16 protein-coding genes and 1 other RNA gene are annotated in these 18046 nt (G+C 43.6%); 15 read left to right on the forward strand and 2 right to left on the reverse strand.

The features are described from left to right. The first annotated feature begins 31 nt into the window (after positions 1-31). From corA to rnc, 6 genes are all read left to right on the forward strand, one after another. Positions 32-1180, forward strand: coding sequence for a magnesium/cobalt transporter CorA (gene corA, locus NDI48_27690; GenBank protein MEP0834950.1), 1149 nt, complete (start codon positions 32-34; stop codon positions 1178-1180). A 128-nt stretch (positions 1181-1308) separates the two neighbouring features. Next, positions 1309-1938 (forward strand): hypothetical protein, encoded by a 630-nt coding sequence (locus NDI48_27695; GenBank protein MEP0834951.1) that lies wholly within the window; start codon positions 1309-1311, stop codon positions 1936-1938. Between the two features lie 208 nt (positions 1939-2146). Then, an RNA gene (rnpB, locus tag NDI48_27700) (RNase P RNA component class A) lies at positions 2147-2575 on the forward strand. Between the two features lie 270 nt (positions 2576-2845). Further along, the gene (locus NDI48_27705) at positions 2846-3313 is read left to right on the forward strand and encodes a hypothetical protein (protein ID MEP0834952.1); all 468 of its coding nucleotides are present in this window, start codon (positions 2846-2848) and stop codon (positions 3311-3313) included. Positions 3314-3486: 173 nt separating this feature from the next. Next, on the forward strand, positions 3487-4701 hold the full coding sequence (locus NDI48_27710) for a transposase (GenBank protein ID MEP0834953.1): 1215 nt from the start codon (positions 3487-3489) through the stop codon (positions 4699-4701). A gap of 40 nt (positions 4702-4741) precedes the next feature. Beyond that, complete coding sequence (rnc, locus tag NDI48_27715; protein ID MEP0834954.1) at positions 4742-5455, forward strand: ribonuclease III; 714 nt, start codon at positions 4742-4744, stop codon at positions 5453-5455. A 91-nt stretch (positions 5456-5546) separates the two neighbouring features. Here the strand turns inward: rnc and NDI48_27720 are convergent, their stop codons facing one another. After that, positions 5547-7649, reverse strand: coding sequence for an ATP-binding protein (locus tag NDI48_27720; GenBank protein ID MEP0834955.1), 2103 nt, complete (start codon positions 7647-7649; stop codon positions 5547-5549). A gap of 193 nt (positions 7650-7842) precedes the next feature. Between NDI48_27720 and NDI48_27725 the strand changes: the two genes are divergently transcribed. The 4 genes from NDI48_27725 to NDI48_27740 all read left to right on the forward strand — a co-directional run bounded on the left by NDI48_27725 (position 7843) and on the right by NDI48_27740 (position 13381). Beyond that, the gene (locus tag NDI48_27725; protein MEP0834956.1) at positions 7843-8556 is read left to right on the forward strand and encodes a RibD family protein; all 714 of its coding nucleotides are present in this window, start codon (positions 7843-7845) and stop codon (positions 8554-8556) included. A gap of 153 nt (positions 8557-8709) precedes the next feature. Beyond that, positions 8710-9906 carry a GNAT family N-acetyltransferase gene (locus NDI48_27730; GenBank protein ID MEP0834957.1) on the forward strand — a complete coding sequence of 399 codons (1197 nt, stop codon included), beginning with the start codon at positions 8710-8712 and terminating at the stop codon, positions 9904-9906. Positions 9907-10244: 338 nt separating this feature from the next. Continuing rightward, the gene (locus tag NDI48_27735; GenBank protein ID MEP0834958.1) at positions 10245-12686 is read left to right on the forward strand and encodes an exonuclease; all 2442 of its coding nucleotides are present in this window, start codon (positions 10245-10247) and stop codon (positions 12684-12686) included. A 311-nt stretch (positions 12687-12997) separates the two neighbouring features. Then, positions 12998-13381 carry a DUF4346 domain-containing protein gene (locus NDI48_27740; protein ID MEP0834959.1) on the forward strand — a complete coding sequence of 128 codons (384 nt, stop codon included), beginning with the start codon at positions 12998-13000 and terminating at the stop codon, positions 13379-13381. Here the strand turns inward: NDI48_27740 and NDI48_27745 are convergent. Continuing rightward, positions 13378-14103, reverse strand: a complete 726-nt coding sequence (locus tag NDI48_27745; protein MEP0834960.1) for a TPM domain-containing protein — start codon at positions 14101-14103, stop codon at positions 13378-13380. The two genes, NDI48_27740 and NDI48_27745, sit on opposite strands and share 4 nt — an antisense overlap. A gap of 134 nt (positions 14104-14237) precedes the next feature. Here NDI48_27745 and NDI48_27750 point away from each other — a divergent pair, with 134 nt between their 5' ends. The 5 genes from NDI48_27750 to aroF all read left to right on the forward strand — a co-directional run bounded on the left by NDI48_27750 (position 14238) and on the right by aroF (position 17492). Further along, complete coding sequence (locus NDI48_27750; protein ID MEP0834961.1) at positions 14238-14474, forward strand: hypothetical protein; 237 nt, start codon at positions 14238-14240, stop codon at positions 14472-14474. A gap of 267 nt (positions 14475-14741) precedes the next feature. Next, positions 14742-15257 carry a photosystem I reaction center protein subunit XI gene (locus NDI48_27755; GenBank protein MEP0834962.1) on the forward strand — a complete coding sequence of 172 codons (516 nt, stop codon included), beginning with the start codon at positions 14742-14744 and terminating at the stop codon, positions 15255-15257. Between the two features lie 106 nt (positions 15258-15363). Next, entirely contained in the window at positions 15364-15486 is a 123-nt protein-coding gene (locus NDI48_27760) for a photosystem I reaction center subunit VIII (protein ID MEP0834963.1), read from the forward strand. A gap of 135 nt (positions 15487-15621) precedes the next feature. Next, positions 15622-16125 (forward strand): pentapeptide repeat-containing protein, encoded by a 504-nt coding sequence (locus NDI48_27765; GenBank protein MEP0834964.1) that lies wholly within the window; start codon positions 15622-15624, stop codon positions 16123-16125. A gap of 506 nt (positions 16126-16631) precedes the next feature. Beyond that, positions 16632-17492 carry a 3-deoxy-7-phosphoheptulonate synthase gene (aroF, locus tag NDI48_27770; protein MEP0834965.1) on the forward strand — a complete coding sequence of 287 codons (861 nt, stop codon included), beginning with the start codon at positions 16632-16634 and terminating at the stop codon, positions 17490-17492. Positions 17493-18046 lie beyond the last annotated feature (554 nt).

Consider the following 18046-nt stretch of genomic DNA (forward strand, 5'->3'; position numbering starts at 1 on the left):
TAAGTAAATAATGAACAGGAGGTAGATGCACATGAGAGAAAGGCGTGTCCCGGATTTAGAGTTAGCTACACAAACCGAAGAAAAAGAAGAAGAAGAAGATTTATTTGATTACTTCTACGATAAACCCGGAACTTTACCGGGGACACTGACGATTGGACAAGACGCCGCACCCTCTAAGATTGTTTTAATTGACTACAACGACTCCAGTGCTACTCGTATTCAGCTTACTAGGCCGGAAGACTGTGGATCTTACCTAGATACCGAGTCAGTTTCTTGGGTTGATGTTAGCGGTTTAGGTAGTGAAGATATCTTAAAGCAATTGGGTAAAGTATTTGATTTGCATCCCCTTGTGCTGGAAGATGTGGTTAATGTACCTCAACGCCCGAAAGTGGAAGATTACGATGATCAGTTAGTAATCATTGCCCAGATGGTAATGCTCAAAGACAAGGGAGATGGCTTTTGGATTGAGCAAGTCAGTTTTGTATTAGGCAAACATTATTTACTTACTGTACAGGAGGAACCCCAACGAGATTGCTTTGGCCCTGTGCGCGATCGCATTCGCACCAACAAAGGCAGTGTTCGCAAAGCCGGACCCGATTATTTAGCCTATACCCTTTTAGACGCGGTAATCGATGGGTTTTTCCCCGTACTAGAAGACTATGGTGAGCGCATCGAAGCGTTGGAGAATGAGGTTATGCTCAACCCAACACCCCAGACTTTGGAAAAAATCTACCAAGTCAGGCGAGAATTGTTGGCATTGCGTCGGTCAATTTGGCCTCAGCGAGATGCGATTAATACCTTGATTCGTGGTGGAAGTAACCTAATTGGTTCCGAGGTTTCAATATATCTGCGAGACTGTTATGATCACGCAGTCCAAGTAATGGATATGGTGGAAACTTATCGCGAACTAGCTTCAGGTCTAATGGATGTTTATCTGTCTTCAGTCAGCAATAAGATGAATGAAGTGATGAAATTTTTGACCGTAATGTCATCGATTTTTATCCCACTCACGTTTATTGCTGGAGTTTATGGTATGAATTTTGAATACATGCCAGAACTTAAGATGAAGAGTGGCTATTTTGTATGTTGGGGGATAATGGTGACGATCGCGATGGCTCTATTCTTCTTTTTCTGGCGTCGGGGTTGGTTTAAGAATTTTTACTCTATTAACAATGATTGAAATACGAATAAATTCAGAAAACAAGTCAATATATCATTTATTTAAAAAGGTATTTTTTATTGATTGTGTTTTATAAATAGCGCAATTTTTAACTTTTAATTGTAAATTTTTGCAGAGGTTGACCAGTCATGGATAGTCGTAATTTATTAGTTTTTACGGTTTATATCATCATTGTTATTTATGTATTTTATAAAGCCTATCAATCTTTAGAAACTCAAATTACCTTAGAATTAGATAATGCCTTTGTGAATGATGAACTCACTAATAATGGAATCAAAGATCTAGTAGATATCGACTTTAAAAAGCTCAAGCCCAGTTATCAACTCGATGATTTAAAAAGGCTAAGAATTGGTATAAAAAACAAATCTTCCGAGGAGTCTGCGATCACGATTCGAGTCAATTGGGATGAAAGTTCTATTACGAATTATGAAGGAAATGTGAGTCGCATCATTCGGGTCAGTAAAGGACTAGCCGAAATACCGCAAAAGCAAGTTCCCAGTATCATTGTTGCCAATCAAAAAATTGACGAAGAGTTGAGTGATGACAAAGACATCAACGGCAACTTATTTAAGGTAGAAAAGCTCAAAAAAGCCTCTAAAAAATCTGAGCCATTTACCCTGCGATTATCCTTTAAAATCTCTCAACCGGGAGCAGGAGAGCGTTCCTGTTTCGTGAATTGTAAGCTAATTCCTAAAAAGTTACGCTGGACAAAAGCCTTGCTCATTGCCTTGACACCACTGCCGAAAAAGAAGTCCTAAACGGAACTGACGAAGTCATGGACTGGCAAAAACCGAGTGGAACCACAGCTTGAGGAGGATGGGAGAATTTTTCATCTTTACTTCCCGCAATCATCGACGAACCTTTCGCTCCTCACCTCTTCTCTAAAGCGAAACCCATACTCGATCACTCCTTTCTTTGTCAAAAGCTAACAGCTAATGCCTAACGGCGATTAGACTGGATTAGGAGAGAGTAGGCGAAGGCAGTTGCGGACTCGCGTTCTCGTAGAGTCTGAGGAAAGTCCGGGCTCCCGAAAGGCCAAACTTGCTGGGTAACGCCCAGTGCGGGTGACCGTGAGGATAGTGCCACAGAAACATACCGCCTTCTCAAGTCTGAGGGATGAAGCATGAAACTTAAGATTTCGTACTTTACCCTTCATACTTTGTTGAGGGTAAGGGTGCAAAGGTGCGGTAAGAGCGCACCAGCAGCATCGAGAGGTGCTGGCTCGGTAAACCCCGGTTGGGAGCAAGGTCGTAGGAACTACGGTTGGTCTTTTCCCAGTTCCGCCGAAAAGAACCGCTAGAGGCATCTGGTAACAGATGTCCCAGATAGATAACTGCCCTCCCAGGAGTTTTGCTGCTGTGGAGAACAGAACCCGGCTTATGCCCGACTCTCTCCTTTTTTGAACCTCCGGACAGGACTTTAGGTTCTCACTTTGAGTTTCTGCATCTCGACATGACTCGTTAGTTAGCCTAAACCGGATGGCGCTAACCACAGTTTTTGTACTTGCTGTTTGCTTTGTCAGCTTGAGCCACTTGAATTCTACGACGAACTTAGGTTATGTCAGTAGTATTTAGCTTAAGCCTGGAATTTCTTTTTGAATTGACTTGCTCAATTCAGAATCAACCGACCAGTAACATGTTGATCTGAGAAACTGATTATTCTGCAATGACAACGTTTTTGACAGTTCGTGAGCAATTTTTTATGGAGAAAACGCTACTTTTCCTGAAGGGATTCGAGAGTACTGACGATAATTTCAAAAATAAGTTTGATCGGGTAATTGCTAATCAAGATTATAAAAAGAATTTAGAAGAAAAGTTAATTATTGCTTTAGATCGCTTCGACGAATTAGCCAAAGCCGATGCTTTATTTAAGTTTTTTGTAGCTCATATTAACAATGAGATCAATCATCAAGAATTCTTACATTACTTATATGTATTAGATAAAGCTGACTTTCATAATATAGAAAAATTTTTAAAATTTTATGCCTCTAGTGAGGATGTTATCAGTGATAGTTGTTTAAACAGCTTTGCGTTTGTGGGATTATTAAGATTGGTAACAAAGTCCGATTTGACAGTTTTTGGAAAAAATGAATTTGGCAGCAAATTTTTGAAAATCTTAGGTCTACTTGCTTAAACTCACTTATAGAAAACGCCGTAAAACCCATGTATGAGAAAGCGTGGGATATAAGGTGGGTCTGCTCCGTCCCTACGCAGACCCACAGATTTAACTTCAAGGTCATAACATAAAACTTCACAGTACTCTTATACGCATCCTGATAGCATAAGAGAGTGGAGCTAGGTCGAGCCATGATCGTATACGAGTTCAAAGTCAAAGGGAAAGAAACGCAATACCGTGCAATAGACGAAGCGATTCGTACTACCCAGTTCATCCAAAACAAATGTTTAAGGCTCTGGCTGGACAACAAAGGGATAGGGAAGGCTGACCTCAATAAATACTGTGCAGTGCTGGCAGCGGAATTTCCTTTTGCGTCGGAACTCAACTCAATGGCTCGACAGGCTGCGGCTGAACGAACTTGGAGCGCAATTGCTCGGTTTTACGACAACTGCAAGAAGAAAGTTAAAGGGAAAAAGGGTTTTCCAAAATTCAAGAAGCACTGCCGCTCAGTTGAATACAAAACTAGTGGCTGGAAGCTTTCTGGTAATAGGAAAGCAATTACTTTCCGGGGCGGTAAGAACATAGGAACTCTTAAGTTAAAGGGAACCTATGACCTGAATTACTATGACATTAATCAGATTAAGCGAGTGAGATTAGTTCGACGTGCTGATGGATACTACGCTCAATTTGCCATTGATGTCAAAGTACGGATAGAGACTGAACCAACAGGTCAAGCCATTGGAATTGACTTGGGATTAAAGTTCTTCATTGCCGATAACATTGGCAATACAGAACCTTGCCCTCAGTTCTATCGCAAGTCAGAACGCCAGCTCAGTCGTGCTAACCGGAAGAAATCCAAGAAGTTCGTCAAGGGTGCCAAACCGCAGTCTAAAAACTACCACAAGGCGAGATCCCGATATGCTCGGAAACATCTAAGAGTAAGTAGGCAACGAAAAGAGTATTGCAAGCGAGTCGCATACTCCGTCATCCAATCTAACGATTTGGTCGCCTATGAAGACTTGAATGTCAAAGGGCTGGTGAAAAATCGGCATCTCGCTAAATCAATCAGTGATGCTGGATGGTCAACATTCCGCCAGTGGCTAGAATATTTTGGCTTTAAGTATGGGAAGTTTACGGTTGCCGTGGCTCCTCACAACACAAGTCAAAACTGCTCTAAGTGCGGAAATAAAGTTAAAAAATCCCTATCAACAAGAACCCATGTCTGTCCACATTGTGGGTTCATTGAAGATAGGGACGTAAATGCTGCCATCAATATCCTGAAATTAGCACTGTGTACGCTAGGGCATAGCGGAACTTACGCTTGGGGAGATTTGCCCTCTTGGGCGGTTGGAGCCATCCTGCTGTCTAACGGCGAGTCCGTGAACCAAGAATCCAACGTGTTTTAACCGTTGGAGTGTCAAAGTAAGCGTTTTCCATCTTAGAATCATGACTCTCATAGACCCTCGCCGTCAGAAACAACTACGGCAATTCGTGCAAAAATTAGGGTTGTCGGATCAGGCTCCAGTACAGTGGGCGCTGCTTGACTTGGCACTAACACACCCAAGCATTTCTGCCAAAGCTAACTATGAGCAGTTAGAGTTCGTCGGTGACGCCGTTGTGCGAATTGCTACCTCAGAATTGTTATTTGAAACCTATCCCAACGCTTCAGTCGGTGAATTTGCGGCAATTCGTTCGGTACTGGTGAGCGATCGCATCCTTGCCCAGTTAGCGAGGGTTTATGGATTAGAGCGTTACTTACTCCTTTCTAGCAGTGCAGCGAGTGACGTGGCGGGAGAAACATCACGCTTAGCAGATGCCTTTGAAGCGGTGTTAGGAGCACTTTACTTGAGTACCCATACATTGAAACTGGTGCGCCCCTGGTTAGACCCTCACTTGCAGCAACTAGCCGCCGAAGTGCGCCAAGATCCAGCCCGCCTAAACTATAAAGATGCTCTCCAAGAATGGACTCAAGCTCACTACAAACTTCGCCCAGAGTATCGCCTTAAAGAAACTAGTTTAGTACATGGGGATGACCACCGCTTTACGGCTGAAGTCTGGCTGCAAAACCAGCGATTGGGTGAAGGGCAAGGACGCTCTAAAAAAGCAGCGGAACAAGCTGCTGCAAAACAAGCTTTTTTGGCATTGAGTACTCAGGAATAAGTTGGCTTGTGTGAAGGTAGTCATATTTTTGATATTTTTCCATTACCCATTACCCATGACCGAATCCTTATTGACTCATAACATTTGAGTCTTATGCATTATTATCAGCCGCTCCCGACATCCGAGCAACATCATTGGATATTTGGGATTCACCTGAGAATAGTAATGAGCGCTCAATCGTGGGCAAAGAAATTTCAACCTGAGTCCCGTGACCATCCCCATCACTAGAAAGGGTAATGTTACCTCCCATCAGTGCCATTAAATTCCGTGAAATGGCAAGACCAAGACCTGTACCCCCACACTTACGCGTGGTCGTCCCATCAACCATCACAAAAGGTCGGAATAGCTTGTGCTGTTGAGTAGGGTCGATACCAATTCCCGTATCCTTAACAGTCACAACAACACGCGAGGAAGGAGCCACGGGAGTACTATCCATACTTCCATCACCTGTAGAAGCCAGGGATAAGCGTTCTTGCTTCTTTTCCTGAAAACCACGGATTTCTCCTCGCTCATCCCCATTATTCAAAGAAACCGAAGAGAATGTTTCAGCGAATGCCTCTATTCGCGTATTAATTGTAATGTTGCCAGAGTCAGTGAACTTAACGGCGTTACCCACTACATTTAACAGTACTTGCTTAAGTTTAGCTGGATCGGCACGCACAGGAATCACTTCATCCAAGTCTGTGGTATGGAATTCTAAGCCTTTCTGCTGAATAGGAACAGCCTGTAAACTAATCACTTCATTCAGGATTTTTCGCAGGTCAACTGGCTCTGTTTCTACCGTGAGCTTTCCGGCTTCAATCTTGGCAATATCCAAAACATCATTGATAATTCCTAATAAATGAATGGCTGCATCATCGGCTCGTTGTAAGAAATCGAGTTCTTCTTCTTTGTCATCACAAAAACCATCCCGTACCAATCGCAGACAGCCAATAATACCATTGAGAGGCGTTCTCAGCTCATGGGACGTATTCGCGAGAAACTCATTTTTGAGTTGGTTGGCAGTTTGTGCCTCTTTCCAAGCTGTTTCCAGTTCTTCGGCCCAAGCTCTCAGACGAGAAATCATCCCCTCAAAGGCATCAGACAATTGGTTAAATTCCCGAATTTTAAAGTTTCGAGGAATCCGATCAGTAGAGTGCAGGTCAGATTCATGTAAGGCGTAATCTCTGAGTTTTTCTAAAGGACGTGCCAAGTCACGAGCTACATAAAGTGTTACTAAAAAACTTGCCGCAATTAAGCAGCAGGTGAGGATGAGCAAAACTTGCTGAATATCTTTGAGACCATACAGGGCACTCTCTATGCTCGTAATGGATAAAATCGTCCACTTTTGGTTAGGCTCAGCCGTTATTGGACTCTCGATCGCCGTGTACCCAGCGACTAGTTCGACGCCCTCTTTTTCAAAAGAAAATAAATGTAGAGAATCCTGTTGACCCGCCAGTGATTTGCTCAACACCTCCTCAAGCGCCCCCCTATCTTTTTCCTGCACAATTGATCGCCCAATCCGCCCTGGATCGATATGCGCTAAAATTTTCCCTTCCTGATTAATCACCACCGGATAGCCCGATAAAGACCTCGCCTTGGCTGGCTGAGGATGAACCAAGGAAGACTGGATACTCAAAGCATATCGAAGTTGACCCTCAGCGTTATAGACGGGTGCACTGAACAGTAATGAGAGTTGATGGGTCGAGTCGCTTTGGTTGAGGTTGGTGCCTACTGTTGTTAAGGGTTTTTGAGGAAGTAGCGCTGTCACGTAAATTGGAGAACGGTTGCGTGGCAATAAAGAACGCTGCCAAGGCCATAACATTGCCTCTTTTTGGGCGAGCGCTTGGTTGCCACAAGTACTAGCTACGAGCTTTCTAGTTTGAATCTCACTTAGCTGTACGCACTCGATCAGGGTGGGTAATTGTTGAGCGAGTTTGTCGATAAATTGTTGATCCGCTTCTGGAGACTGGGACTGTAACTCTAGGCTTTCGCTGGCTGTCTCCAGGTTAGCTTTGAGGGCATCAACCCCTTGTTGAATATTCTGTCCCTTTCTCACGGCGCTCTCGATCAGATTTTGCCGAGCCGTTTCCAATAGCGTCGAGCGTGCTTTTCTGTAGGTCACATACACCCCCAAAAGTAACACTGGTACGCTCAGCAGCAATAAGCGCGACAGCAAAATGCGACGAAAGGAGGATTGACCTGGCTTAGCCATAGAATGTCTCTCAGATTAAAGTTGAAAACTCAACAGCCATAATTAATACAGTAGATGAATCCCCCATCTCATCCATCCTAAAACGCTTCAAAGTCTCTGTGTATCTCGGAGGCTTAGCTTCGAGACAAGTTTTACAACAAAAGCCTCAATCTCAAGCATCTTCAAACTTGTGTCTTTGTTCAAGTCAGTCGTTATGTCTTCTCACTCTGCCAGCCCTCGACCCCATACAACCGTTGTTCTCGCCATGAGTGCTGATGGCAAGATTGCAGACGTGGCGCGATCGCCTGCTCGATTTTCCTCTCCCGCTGATCGAACCCATCTGGAAACACAAATTGCTCTGGCTGACGGCGTCTTGTTTGGTGCCAATACACTCCGCGCCTATGGAACCACCCTCGGCATCTCCAATCCCAAATTACTGCAACTGCGGCAACAAGGTGGTGTGCCACCACAGCCGGTACAAATTGTTTGCTCTGGTTCTGCCGATTTTGACCCCCAATTGCGTTTTTTTCGTCAACAGGTTCCCCGTTGGTTACTGACAACAGCAGGGGGTGCCCAACATTGGCAGAAACAACAGGCGTCGGGCGTTGGCAGTTTTGAGCGAATTTTAATAGCTGATACATCCACAGGCGAGATGGATTGGAATAATGCCTTCCAACAATTAATCCAATTGGGCGTCGAACGCTTAGCCCTCTTGGGAGGCAGTGAACTGGTAGCTGCACTCTTGGCCGCCGATTTAATTGATGAATTCTGGCTAACCATTTGCCCGTTGATTTTAGGCGGTAGAACCGCACCAACGCCAGTGGCGGGAGAGGGATTTTTCTCACACCTAGCGCGGCCTCTGGAACTTTTGAGTGTCCAGACAATCGAACACGAGGTCTTTCTGCATTATCGGCTGCAACGCTCGTAAAGATTAGTTAACCTAAAAACAGTTTTTACCGGAGTAACCACTCACTTTGAGCTGGATTGCGCCGAACCAACCTCTGGGTCGAGCCACTTGAACTCACCCTGACATCCTTACATGACGCGGTATCTTAACCAATTTCTTTCTTGGATTTCCCCCATGGTTCAACAACCCCAGCTTGACTATGCCGTGACTTGGGTCAACCGCATGGCAGACATTCCCCAATCCGCTTGGGATGACCTCGCCCAGCCCTTGAAGACCCCTTTCCTAGAGTGGGAGTGGTTGAACAATCTAGAAACATCAGGGAGTGCAACGGCAAAAACCGGGTGGTTACCCAATCACCTCACCGTATGGCGAGATAGAAAGCTCATAGCCGCTGCGCCTTTCTACATCAAAGGTCACAGTTATGGAGAGTTTGTCTTTGACCAGCAGTGGGCGGATTTATCTCACCGCTTAGGGATACGCTACTACCCCAAACTGTTAGGGATGACGCCGTTTACGCCTGCTACCGGGTATCGGTTTTTGATCGCACCGGGAGAAGACGAGGATCGACTGACGGAACAGATGGTGATTGCGATCGACCATTTTTGTGACCAGAACCGGATTAGTGGCTGTCACTTCCTGTTTGTTGACCCTGAATGGCGTCCCGTCCTAGAACGTCATGGTTTTACCAGTTGGCTGCACCACAGCTATATTTGGCAAAACAAAGGCTTTCAGACCTTTGATGATTATCTCAGTGTCTTCAACGCTAATCAGCGCCGCAATATCAAACGGGAGCGCAAAGCCGTTACAACAACCGGTCTACGCTTAGATATTCTCAGGGGTGAGGAGATTCCTAAATCCCTGTTTCCCTCAATTTATAGCTTCTACAGCAGCACCTGCGACAAGTTTATGTGGGGGAGTAAGTATCTCACGCGCAAGTTTTTTGAGCAGTTGTATCCCAACTATAGCGATCGCGTGTTGTTAGTGGCGGCTTATCGAGAGGGCGATGACCGCCATCCGGTAGGTATGTCGTTTTGTATCAATAAGGGTGACCAGCTTTATGGTCGCTATTGGGGTTGTTTTGAGGAATTTGACTGCCTGCATTTCGACGCTTGTTACTACACGCCGATTGAGTGGGGAATTACCAATGGCATTCAGATGTTTGACCCCGGTGCGGGTGGGCGTCACAAAAGACGGCGTGGTTTTCCGGCAACGCCGAATCATAGTATGCACCGATTTTATAATGCGCGGTTTACTCAAATTTTGCGGCACTATATCGATGAAATCAACGTTATGGAACAAGAAGAAATTGACGCAATTAATCAAGATTTACCCTTTACAAAAAGGGAGATTAATCTGTCTATCCAAGATTAATAAGCTTCATTAATGCACAACGTGAACCCAGCTTAACTAACCACCTCTGACGATAACTCAGCCCTTGAGGATTTGTGAAACTTCTTTGAACATTAAAAAAAATTAGGAAAATTTCGTGAGAATTTTGTGAAACTATCACTCCAGAGCGATTGCCGGATTCGCCTCTATCTTCATGCTTTTTTTAGATTGAGATTCCGGTCACTCACTGCCAATCCAACGACACCCACTAGGGATAATTTTCTATAGTGCCACAAATGGCCTTGTAGTTCACGCGAGAACAGCACAGTGCTACAGAACTAATCCAATAAATTCAGATGCATCCACAACAGAACTTCATCGTGATCGACACCGAAGGCAAAAACGAGCTTCGGGAAATTGCAATTATCAACAGCCAAGGAAAAATAGTTTACGAAGCTTTTGCTAAAGAGCATCCTGATAATTATGATAAAAAGTTCAATCTCAAACCCCTTAGAGAGATTATCGTTGATTTTTTAAAGGTTTCTCAATCTAAACTAGTAATTTTTCATAATGCTAAGCATGATATTCAAGTTTTGAAGAAGAGTTTTAGGAAAGTTGAGCTAGAATGGCAAATCATAAAATCTCAATGTAGCTGTGAACTCGCAAAATCTTATTTTCATGATTTGCCCAGTTATTCTCTAGAATACTTAAGTAAATGTTTGAATCTGAAAGTTAACAAAAAATACTTCAATCCCCATCTAGCCCATACGGCTAGATATGACGCCGAATTCACCTATCAACTGTATCTAAAAATCATGAGCCAAACAACCCCAAATACCATACTAGATAATCTAAAAGACAAGCCCAATCCTTTTGGAAGTATTAAAGTCGCTACTCCTTTCCAAGAGCATGTAGATTACAAAAAACTATACCAGATTGAATTTGAATCTCTCAAGAATATTATCAATGATATTAAGCATGACAAGAATCACCAAAGCCAGGGAGTTGTAGTTATTGGTGAGCCAGGGTCGGGGAAAACTCACCTAATGATGCGTCTTGCTAAAGAATTACTAAAAATTAATCGATTACTCTTTATCAGGCAACCTAATAATGCTGATTCAGTTCTCTATCATACTTACAGTAGAATTTTAGAATCTTTTGTTGAAGAAGTTCCCGGTACTAATTTAACGCAATTAGAACATTTATTAGCTAATAGTTTTGTTAAGCTAATTAGCTCAACAACAACAATGGTTCTTACGAAGAAAGATCAAGATATCCTATTATCTGGAAAGAATAATAAATTAGATTTATATAAAAACTTAGGTGCTGAAGGTACAGACAGAAAGCGAACCTATTGGGATCATATCGAAAAACGTGCCAATGAATGGTGGATTAATCAGTATGGAATGGCAGGTTATTCAGCTCAAATAATTAAGGGTATTGTTAAATTTTGCGGTTACTCCGATCCAAGAAGAAAAGAATTAGTCACGAGATGGTTATCTGCCAATGAACTATCCCAAGAAGAGTTAAAGAGCATTGACTTAAATAACTGGAATGAGGAGATGAGCAAGGAGGAATTTTCGTTACAGGCTATTTCTGTCTTTAGCAAGCTCTCTCTACTGGATGAACCACTAATTATTGTGTTTGATCAACTAGAATCCTTGGGATATGACCATAAAAGAAAGTTATTAATAAGCTTTGGCGAAGCTGTCAAAGAAATTTTCACTCATGTTCCAAATAGTTTAATTATTCTTAATTTATTTCCGGAACGATGGGAGCAGTTCCAGGAAATTTTTGACGGTTCTATTGTTGATTTAGTATCACAGCATGAAATTCAATTACAAAAACCATCTCATGAAAAACTCAAGGAAATACTAAAACTAAAGGCTCAAAATGTTGGTGTAAATTTTGACACTTTATTTAGTTCGGCAGAATTAGGAGACATTCTAAATCAAAAGTCTATTCGCGCCGTCTTAAAGCGTGCTGCGAATTACTATAAATATAAAATTAATGGCATCCCATTACCAACATCTTCGGCTTCAATCAAGCCGAAAAACCCCAATAATAAAGTACAACATAACCTGGAAATAATAGAGGATATAGAAGATTCATTTACTCAATTAAAACATATAGTAACTAATCTTGAGTGCCACATAAAACAAGTCTTTGAATTGCCGCAAATCCCAAAGATTGAGGAGATTTTCGTTGATGGACGAGAGGAAAATGATGATGATGATGAAATAGACCCTGAAATAGTGGCAATTCAGGAATATATTCAAAAAGAAATAGCCTTGATTGAGCAAGGATATACAAAGTTTAACATTATCAGCGATAGTGATGATATTGGTAAATTAATTACTATTTTTGAAGCATTTAAAGATATTAATAATTTTGAAATAGATTACCTACTCCTAGGTAAGAAAAAATTACCTGAACACCTTGTAATTAGAAATCAGTCTAAAAGTTTTTTTATTGGTTTTCTACAAATTGATGGAGGTGCTTTTACTTCCCGAATCAAAAATTGCAATGAATTGATTATAAACAACAAAGATATACGATTTCTAATTTATAGAGATTGTAGAAACCCCGAAATTAAAGGGAACGTTGGTAAGCAGGAAATAGAAAAGCTTAACCATACTCCTAACGGTAGCTTTATGATTATGGATAAGGATGAGCGAATTAACTTTGAGCTGATTTACAAGTTAATTACTGACATTCATAATAAAGATGAAGAGTTTGAACTAGAAAAAGCTTTTCAGGTTTTGATGTCCGAGCTAAAGGATTACTGGTTAATTAAAGTTTTTCAATTTGAGAAAATTTAATTAGAATTGAAACCTTCTTAAAAAGTGCTGCCGTTTTCTGTATTGAAGGTCGAGTTATACCAATTTTCTTTGTTGAGAGTGGAGTCTGCCAGCTACCCGGATACCTGTCACAGCGAAAAATTCCCTACTGCCTTACCTTGGGTAGCGGCGATTTTCAATCTTTACCAGATTGACTTGAGATGCGATTGCTTACGATACCAGCAAAGCTGATCGCACCCTCTACCCTTTTCTAAACTAAGATTAAGTCTGTTTGGGCTGTTATCGCACCAAAATAGGCAAGAACGAGAAAAGAAGAATCGCTACGAAAGAAAATGAATTTAACAGCAGATGACCTACGTGCAATCGACGATAAGCTATCGAAACGTGATATTAACCTTGACCCAGGCGGATATTTCATTATCTACCTCGATCGCGAAGCAAGGCTAATTTGTGCCAAGCATTTCACCAATGTAATTGATGAACGAGGCTTAGCCATTGACCCAGAAACGGGAAAAGTCATCCCCGCCAAAGGCAAGGTAGAACGGACTCAAAGCACCTTGTTTACAGGCAGAACCGCAAAAGAACTTTGTGTGGTTATCTTTGAGCAAACCCAGCCCTGTCCCGTCACAATGCTCGATCATGCGGCTTATTTGGGGCGGGAGTTTGTTCGGGCTGAGTCTGCTCTAGTGGATGGCGAAGAGTATATTCAGGATTAGCCTGAGAAACTCTGATAGAAAAAGTAGGTAGCCATCGGGACAACGGTGGCGATAATCAAGATAGCCACCACCCAGATCGTAGAATTTTGGGTGTCAGTTTCTTCTGCACTCTTAAAAGTACTTTCAACCTGAATGTTTTCTTCCACCACAGGGGGGCCGGGGTCGGGTTCACCCGAAAGAACGGCGACTAAGCGATCGCTGGCATCCAACAAAGCTTGATTGTACTTGTTCCCCGTGCGGAGGGGCACTGCTACCGTTTCAGACGCTACGCTTTCGGCAATGTCGTCAGGCAGAACGGACTTAACCGCTTCACCCGTCTGAATAGCAGTTGTGTTGGTTAGCGTGTCAATCACCAGCAAAGCTTGTTTGGCTTGAGCTTGTGGGGTTGGGAACCATTTTTCAAACAGGGCTTTTGTGAAGCTATCGATCGTCTCACCGTAGTCTAAACGGTGCATGGTAACCATCCTGACTTCTTTGCCTGTTTTCTTGGCTAAATCATCCAGAGTATTGCTCAAGCGTCCTTCATTCAAACGGCTGAGAACTTCGGCTTTATCAACAACCCAAGTCGGTTCTCCTGCCCTGATGTTGGGCATTTGATAGACTCCAGTGGCGTTCGCGGGTGCTGCCACCAATACACTGGCTAAAACGCATAATACCAGGGGTAGAATCAGGCGTTGAAGGTATTTTTGACCCTCGTCGAGTCGATTGAGGAGCTGTTTCATTGAATTGATTGGAATATTAAGATTGCCTTTTCCCATACATACTATATAAACCGGAACAAAACTTACGTCTAAAAAATGAAAGCCGTGTTACGGTTGAAGGAAAGCCTTCAGCTTGCTCACTGGGAGTGCCAGCAATGAGTTCAGCAGAAATTTATCGGGGTTGGATAATTGAGGCTAGACCAGTATTCTGCGTTCAGGTCTGGAGTGCTACGGGTGAATGCGTGATTCCCATTCATAATGCTAAGACCCAAGAAGAAGCACTGCATTTTGCCAAACGCTGGATCGATCTGCAAATTACACCAGATCGAGTTAGACCTCAACCGAGTGATTCGCCTCCCCCTGACTTTGACGACGACGACATTCCGTTTTGACCTGAATGCTTGGGTTCCCTCAATCCCATCGCTGCCTGTCGGTGTCCGGTAGCCTAATTTTGCCCCAGTTACTCAATAGCTAAGGCGAACCTGTCCTATCCACCTGCTTTCGCTTCCTCTGGAAGAGGGATGAAATCGCCAGCGAAAGAAAGTTTAATGAACTTTTCTAAAGGTCACAGCAGATTCTGCCATTGGGTAACCCCTACTTGCGTAGAATGTGATCTCAAGTTCTTCTGTAACCTTTTAGACAGATAGGAGACGTTCAGCATGGCTGATCCCAGAGATACAGAGCTTATAAAACCGTTTAATGGTGACCCTTTTACAGGGCATTTATCGACTCCCATCAGTGATTCCGGTATCGTTAGGGCTTACCTCAACAATCTACCCGCCTACCGCAAAGGCATATCACCCCTTCTGCGAGGTCTAGAGGTTGGTTTGGCTCACGGTTATTTCATCATTGGCCCTTGGGTCATCTTTGGTCCGTTACGCGACTATCCGGGTGCCGCCAGTTTAGGTGGATTAATTTCAGGCGTAGCTTTGATTATCATTGCAACCGCCGCTATGACTGCCTATGGCATTGCCAATTTCCAACAAGGTCATAATCAGGCCGTTGCTAAGCAAAATCCCAAAACCCCACCTGAACTAACTACGGCTGACGGCTGGAGCCAGTATGCTGGTGGGTTCTTTATTGGTGGCATGGGTGGCGCTTTCGTGGCCTATTTCCTGCTGTCCAATTTTGATGTTGTAGATGCCATACTCCGTGGCGTCGTTCACAATACATAGCCATTTTTGGGCTGGCAGTTCTTGGCTTTGAGCGTTTGACTTAAGCCGTCCGTCAGCTCTTCATCATATCCGTTTTGAAACCCTGTAAATTTAGCGAGGATTTGATATGACAGGTACATACGCAGCTTCATTCTTGCCCTGGATTTTGATTCCCATCGTGACTTGGCTCATGCCTGCTGTGGTAATGGGTCTTTTCTTTATCTACATTGAAAGTGAAAGCGACGCTTAACCCAGTTTCAAAGCCTAAACGCCATTTTTAATTAATTTTTGAAAATATCCTGCCTAGGCGCTAAGCGAAAGCTACACGAACGGGTAGGGTATTTTCTGATTAAGATTGTGGTGGTATCTAATTAGTTGATACGTGATGGATACGGATGAATTAAAGCGGCGTTATCTGGCTGGAGAAAGAAATTTTCATCGGGCAAACTTAAACGGCTCAGATTTGCGTAAACTCCAATTAATGAGAGCCGACTTGCTGAAGGCAAATTTGCAAAATTCTAACTTGAGTGGAGCCAACCTCACTAAGGTAAACCTTTATCAAGCCAATCTTAGTAGAGCCGATTTGCGTCAAACAACCTTAAATGAGGCAATACTACATGGTGCAGAACTCAGTGGAGCCAATTTACATCGAGCCAGCTTGATCAAGGCCGATCTGTGTGAAGCTAACCTGAAAGGGGCAAGTCTAACTCATACTAACTTGGGCGCGGCTAAACTGAGTGGAGCAAACCTGAATAATGCCAACTTAACTTGGGCGAATCTGCGTAAGGCAGACCTGAAGCACGCTAACCTAGAGGGCGCAGACCTGAGTGGTGCTAAATTTTGCAATACAATCATGCCTGATGGGAGCATGAGAAATGATGATTGCTGAACCAAGGTTGCGATCACCGTTATACCAGTAGCAAGCCTTGAAGAACTGGTAGCAAGCCTTGAAGAACTGGGAATTCAGGATTTTGTGGTTGAGATGGCAATTTCACTACTCTTGGCTATTGACTTAATCTGAATAATCTTGCTAGGGTAGGCGCATTACAGAACTCAACAAATAGTCTCACTAGCGCCACAGCCATGTTCAGCAGCCGCTATTACTTTTATTTTTGGTTTAGGGAGGTTCACCGGTCGTGAAAACAGTTCCCTATGGAACCGACCCGGTGGACCGCAGAACAAAGACTGTGGTCCATTATTTTTTTAAGGCAAATACGCATCAAGAGCTAAGCATGACAATTGACCTCAATAGCTGGCTTTACGGCTTTTATTTTTGGCCCAGATACGCTTCCGGGTAGGTAAAGTCACGCCAACTTTCTGCTACAACCCGGAACCTTCAAAGGAACCGGGTTTTTTGTTTTTCACCGATCTTACAAAGACAAAGGAATCCGACCCATGTTGAATGCCAAACTTGCTACACAATCTCATCCTGACCACAACACCATTGTCAGACTATCCGACAGCGTCGCCTTCGGGACGAGAGAGCTTGTGATTATTGGGGGGCCATGTGCTGTCGAGAGCCGAAGGCAAATGGAACTCGTGGCTCAACAGCTTCAGCACGCACCCGTTCAGGCGCTACGAGGTGGCGTTTTCAAACCCCGGACATCACCCTACTCGTTTCAAGGATTAGGTGTGGAAGGATTAGAAATCTTGTCAGAAGTGCGATCGCGCTACAATCTGCCGGTAGTCACCGAGGTCATGACTATTGATCAAATTGAATCCCTGGCAGACCATGCGGATATGCTTCAGGTTGGCAGCCGCAACATGCAAAACTTTGATTTACTCAAAGCACTCGGTCAAATCGACAAGCCAGTCCTGCTGAAGCGAGGGCTTGCTGCGACGATTGAGGAATTTGTCATGGCAGCCGAATACATTCTCAGCCACGGTAACTCTCAAGTGGTGCTGTGTGAGCGCGGTATCCGCAGTTTCGATAACTTCACCCGCAACGTCTTGGATTTAGGAGCCGTCGTAGCGCTCAAGCAGCTTACTCACCTGCCCGTGATTGTAGACCCCTCTCATGCTGTGGGCAAGCGGGAATTGGTCCCCCCTCTGGCCAAAGCGGCTGTAGCTTGTGGAGCCGATGGACTAATTATCGAGTGTCACCCAGAACCCGAAAAATCAGTTTCCGATGCACGTCAGGCGCTTTCTTTGGAAGATATGGTGGATTTAGTACAGAGTTTACGACCTGTTGCCGCCGCCGTTGGACGACAGATTGCGGAGCCTTTAAATCGTCCTCAATTGGCGATGGCGTCTTAAGTCAAATAAGATCACGATTTCAAGTTTTTCCCCCCTTCATAAGGGGGGTTTAGCGGCAGCTAGGTTTCCCACAAGCAAACTAAAAGCATTAGATTTGATGACTGACTGGGTTAGAATTGGCTCCAACGTGATCGCCTTTCCAAAACCAGAACAACAAGACTGGGACGAAAAATACTGAGACCACCTCAAATGAAGCGGCAAATCATGACCATTTAAACTGCCATTTAGCAGGGCAGGAAGTGAGAGGAGAAATCCAATCGACAGAATTGTCAAAATTGGCAGTAGATTGAAAGAGTTGGCTTTGTTGACCACCATGTTGGGTTGACCCTAATGAATAAGGTAACTTGTTCTTTTGCTAAACATAAAAGTGGCGGGTAGAAATTCGAGCTTTCAATTGTTTGGGTTTACCAAAAGACCTGTCCGAAATATAATCCGCACCCCAAAAAAATGGTAGAACAGTCTTTTCACCGTCTACCAACATGAAAAATCCTTTTCATTATATCCAGCAGTACCCAAAACGCACCAAGCAACTGCTGGGGATTAACCACGAGCAA

Source organism: Microcoleus sp. AS-A8, assembly GCA_039962225.1.
In the GTDB taxonomy this organism is placed as follows: domain Bacteria; phylum Cyanobacteriota; class Cyanobacteriia; order Cyanobacteriales; family Coleofasciculaceae; genus Allocoleopsis.

Excerpts from the sequence above, each read along its gene's own strand:
- corA (MEP0834950.1), top strand. The coding sequence starts at position 32 with ATGAGAGAAAGGCGTGTCCCGGATTTAGAGTTAGCTACACAAACCGAA.
- NDI48_27695 (MEP0834951.1), top strand. The coding sequence starts at position 1,309 with ATGGATAGTCGTAATTTATTAGTTTTTACGGTTTATATCATCATTGTT.
- NDI48_27705 (MEP0834952.1), top strand. The coding sequence starts at position 2,846 with ATGACAACGTTTTTGACAGTTCGTGAGCAATTTTTTATGGAGAAAACG.
- NDI48_27710 (MEP0834953.1), top strand. The coding sequence starts at position 3,487 with ATGATCGTATACGAGTTCAAAGTCAAAGGGAAAGAAACGCAATACCGT.
- rnc (MEP0834954.1), top strand. The coding sequence starts at position 4,742 with ATGACTCTCATAGACCCTCGCCGTCAGAAACAACTACGGCAATTCGTG.
- NDI48_27720 (MEP0834955.1), bottom strand. The coding sequence starts at position 7,649 with ATGGCTAAGCCAGGTCAATCCTCCTTTCGTCGCATTTTGCTGTCGCGC.
- NDI48_27725 (MEP0834956.1), top strand. The coding sequence starts at position 7,843 with ATGTCTTCTCACTCTGCCAGCCCTCGACCCCATACAACCGTTGTTCTC.
- NDI48_27730 (MEP0834957.1), top strand. The coding sequence starts at position 8,710 with ATGGTTCAACAACCCCAGCTTGACTATGCCGTGACTTGGGTCAACCGC.
- NDI48_27740 (MEP0834959.1), top strand. The coding sequence starts at position 12,998 with ATGAATTTAACAGCAGATGACCTACGTGCAATCGACGATAAGCTATCG.
- NDI48_27745 (MEP0834960.1), bottom strand. The coding sequence starts at position 14,103 with ATGAAACAGCTCCTCAATCGACTCGACGAGGGTCAAAAATACCTTCAA.
- NDI48_27750 (MEP0834961.1), top strand. The coding sequence starts at position 14,238 with ATGAGTTCAGCAGAAATTTATCGGGGTTGGATAATTGAGGCTAGACCA.
- NDI48_27755 (MEP0834962.1), top strand. The coding sequence starts at position 14,742 with ATGGCTGATCCCAGAGATACAGAGCTTATAAAACCGTTTAATGGTGAC.
- NDI48_27760 (MEP0834963.1), top strand. The coding sequence starts at position 15,364 with ATGACAGGTACATACGCAGCTTCATTCTTGCCCTGGATTTTGATTCCC.
- NDI48_27765 (MEP0834964.1), top strand. The coding sequence starts at position 15,622 with ATGGATACGGATGAATTAAAGCGGCGTTATCTGGCTGGAGAAAGAAAT.
- aroF (MEP0834965.1), top strand. The coding sequence starts at position 16,632 with ATGTTGAATGCCAAACTTGCTACACAATCTCATCCTGACCACAACACC.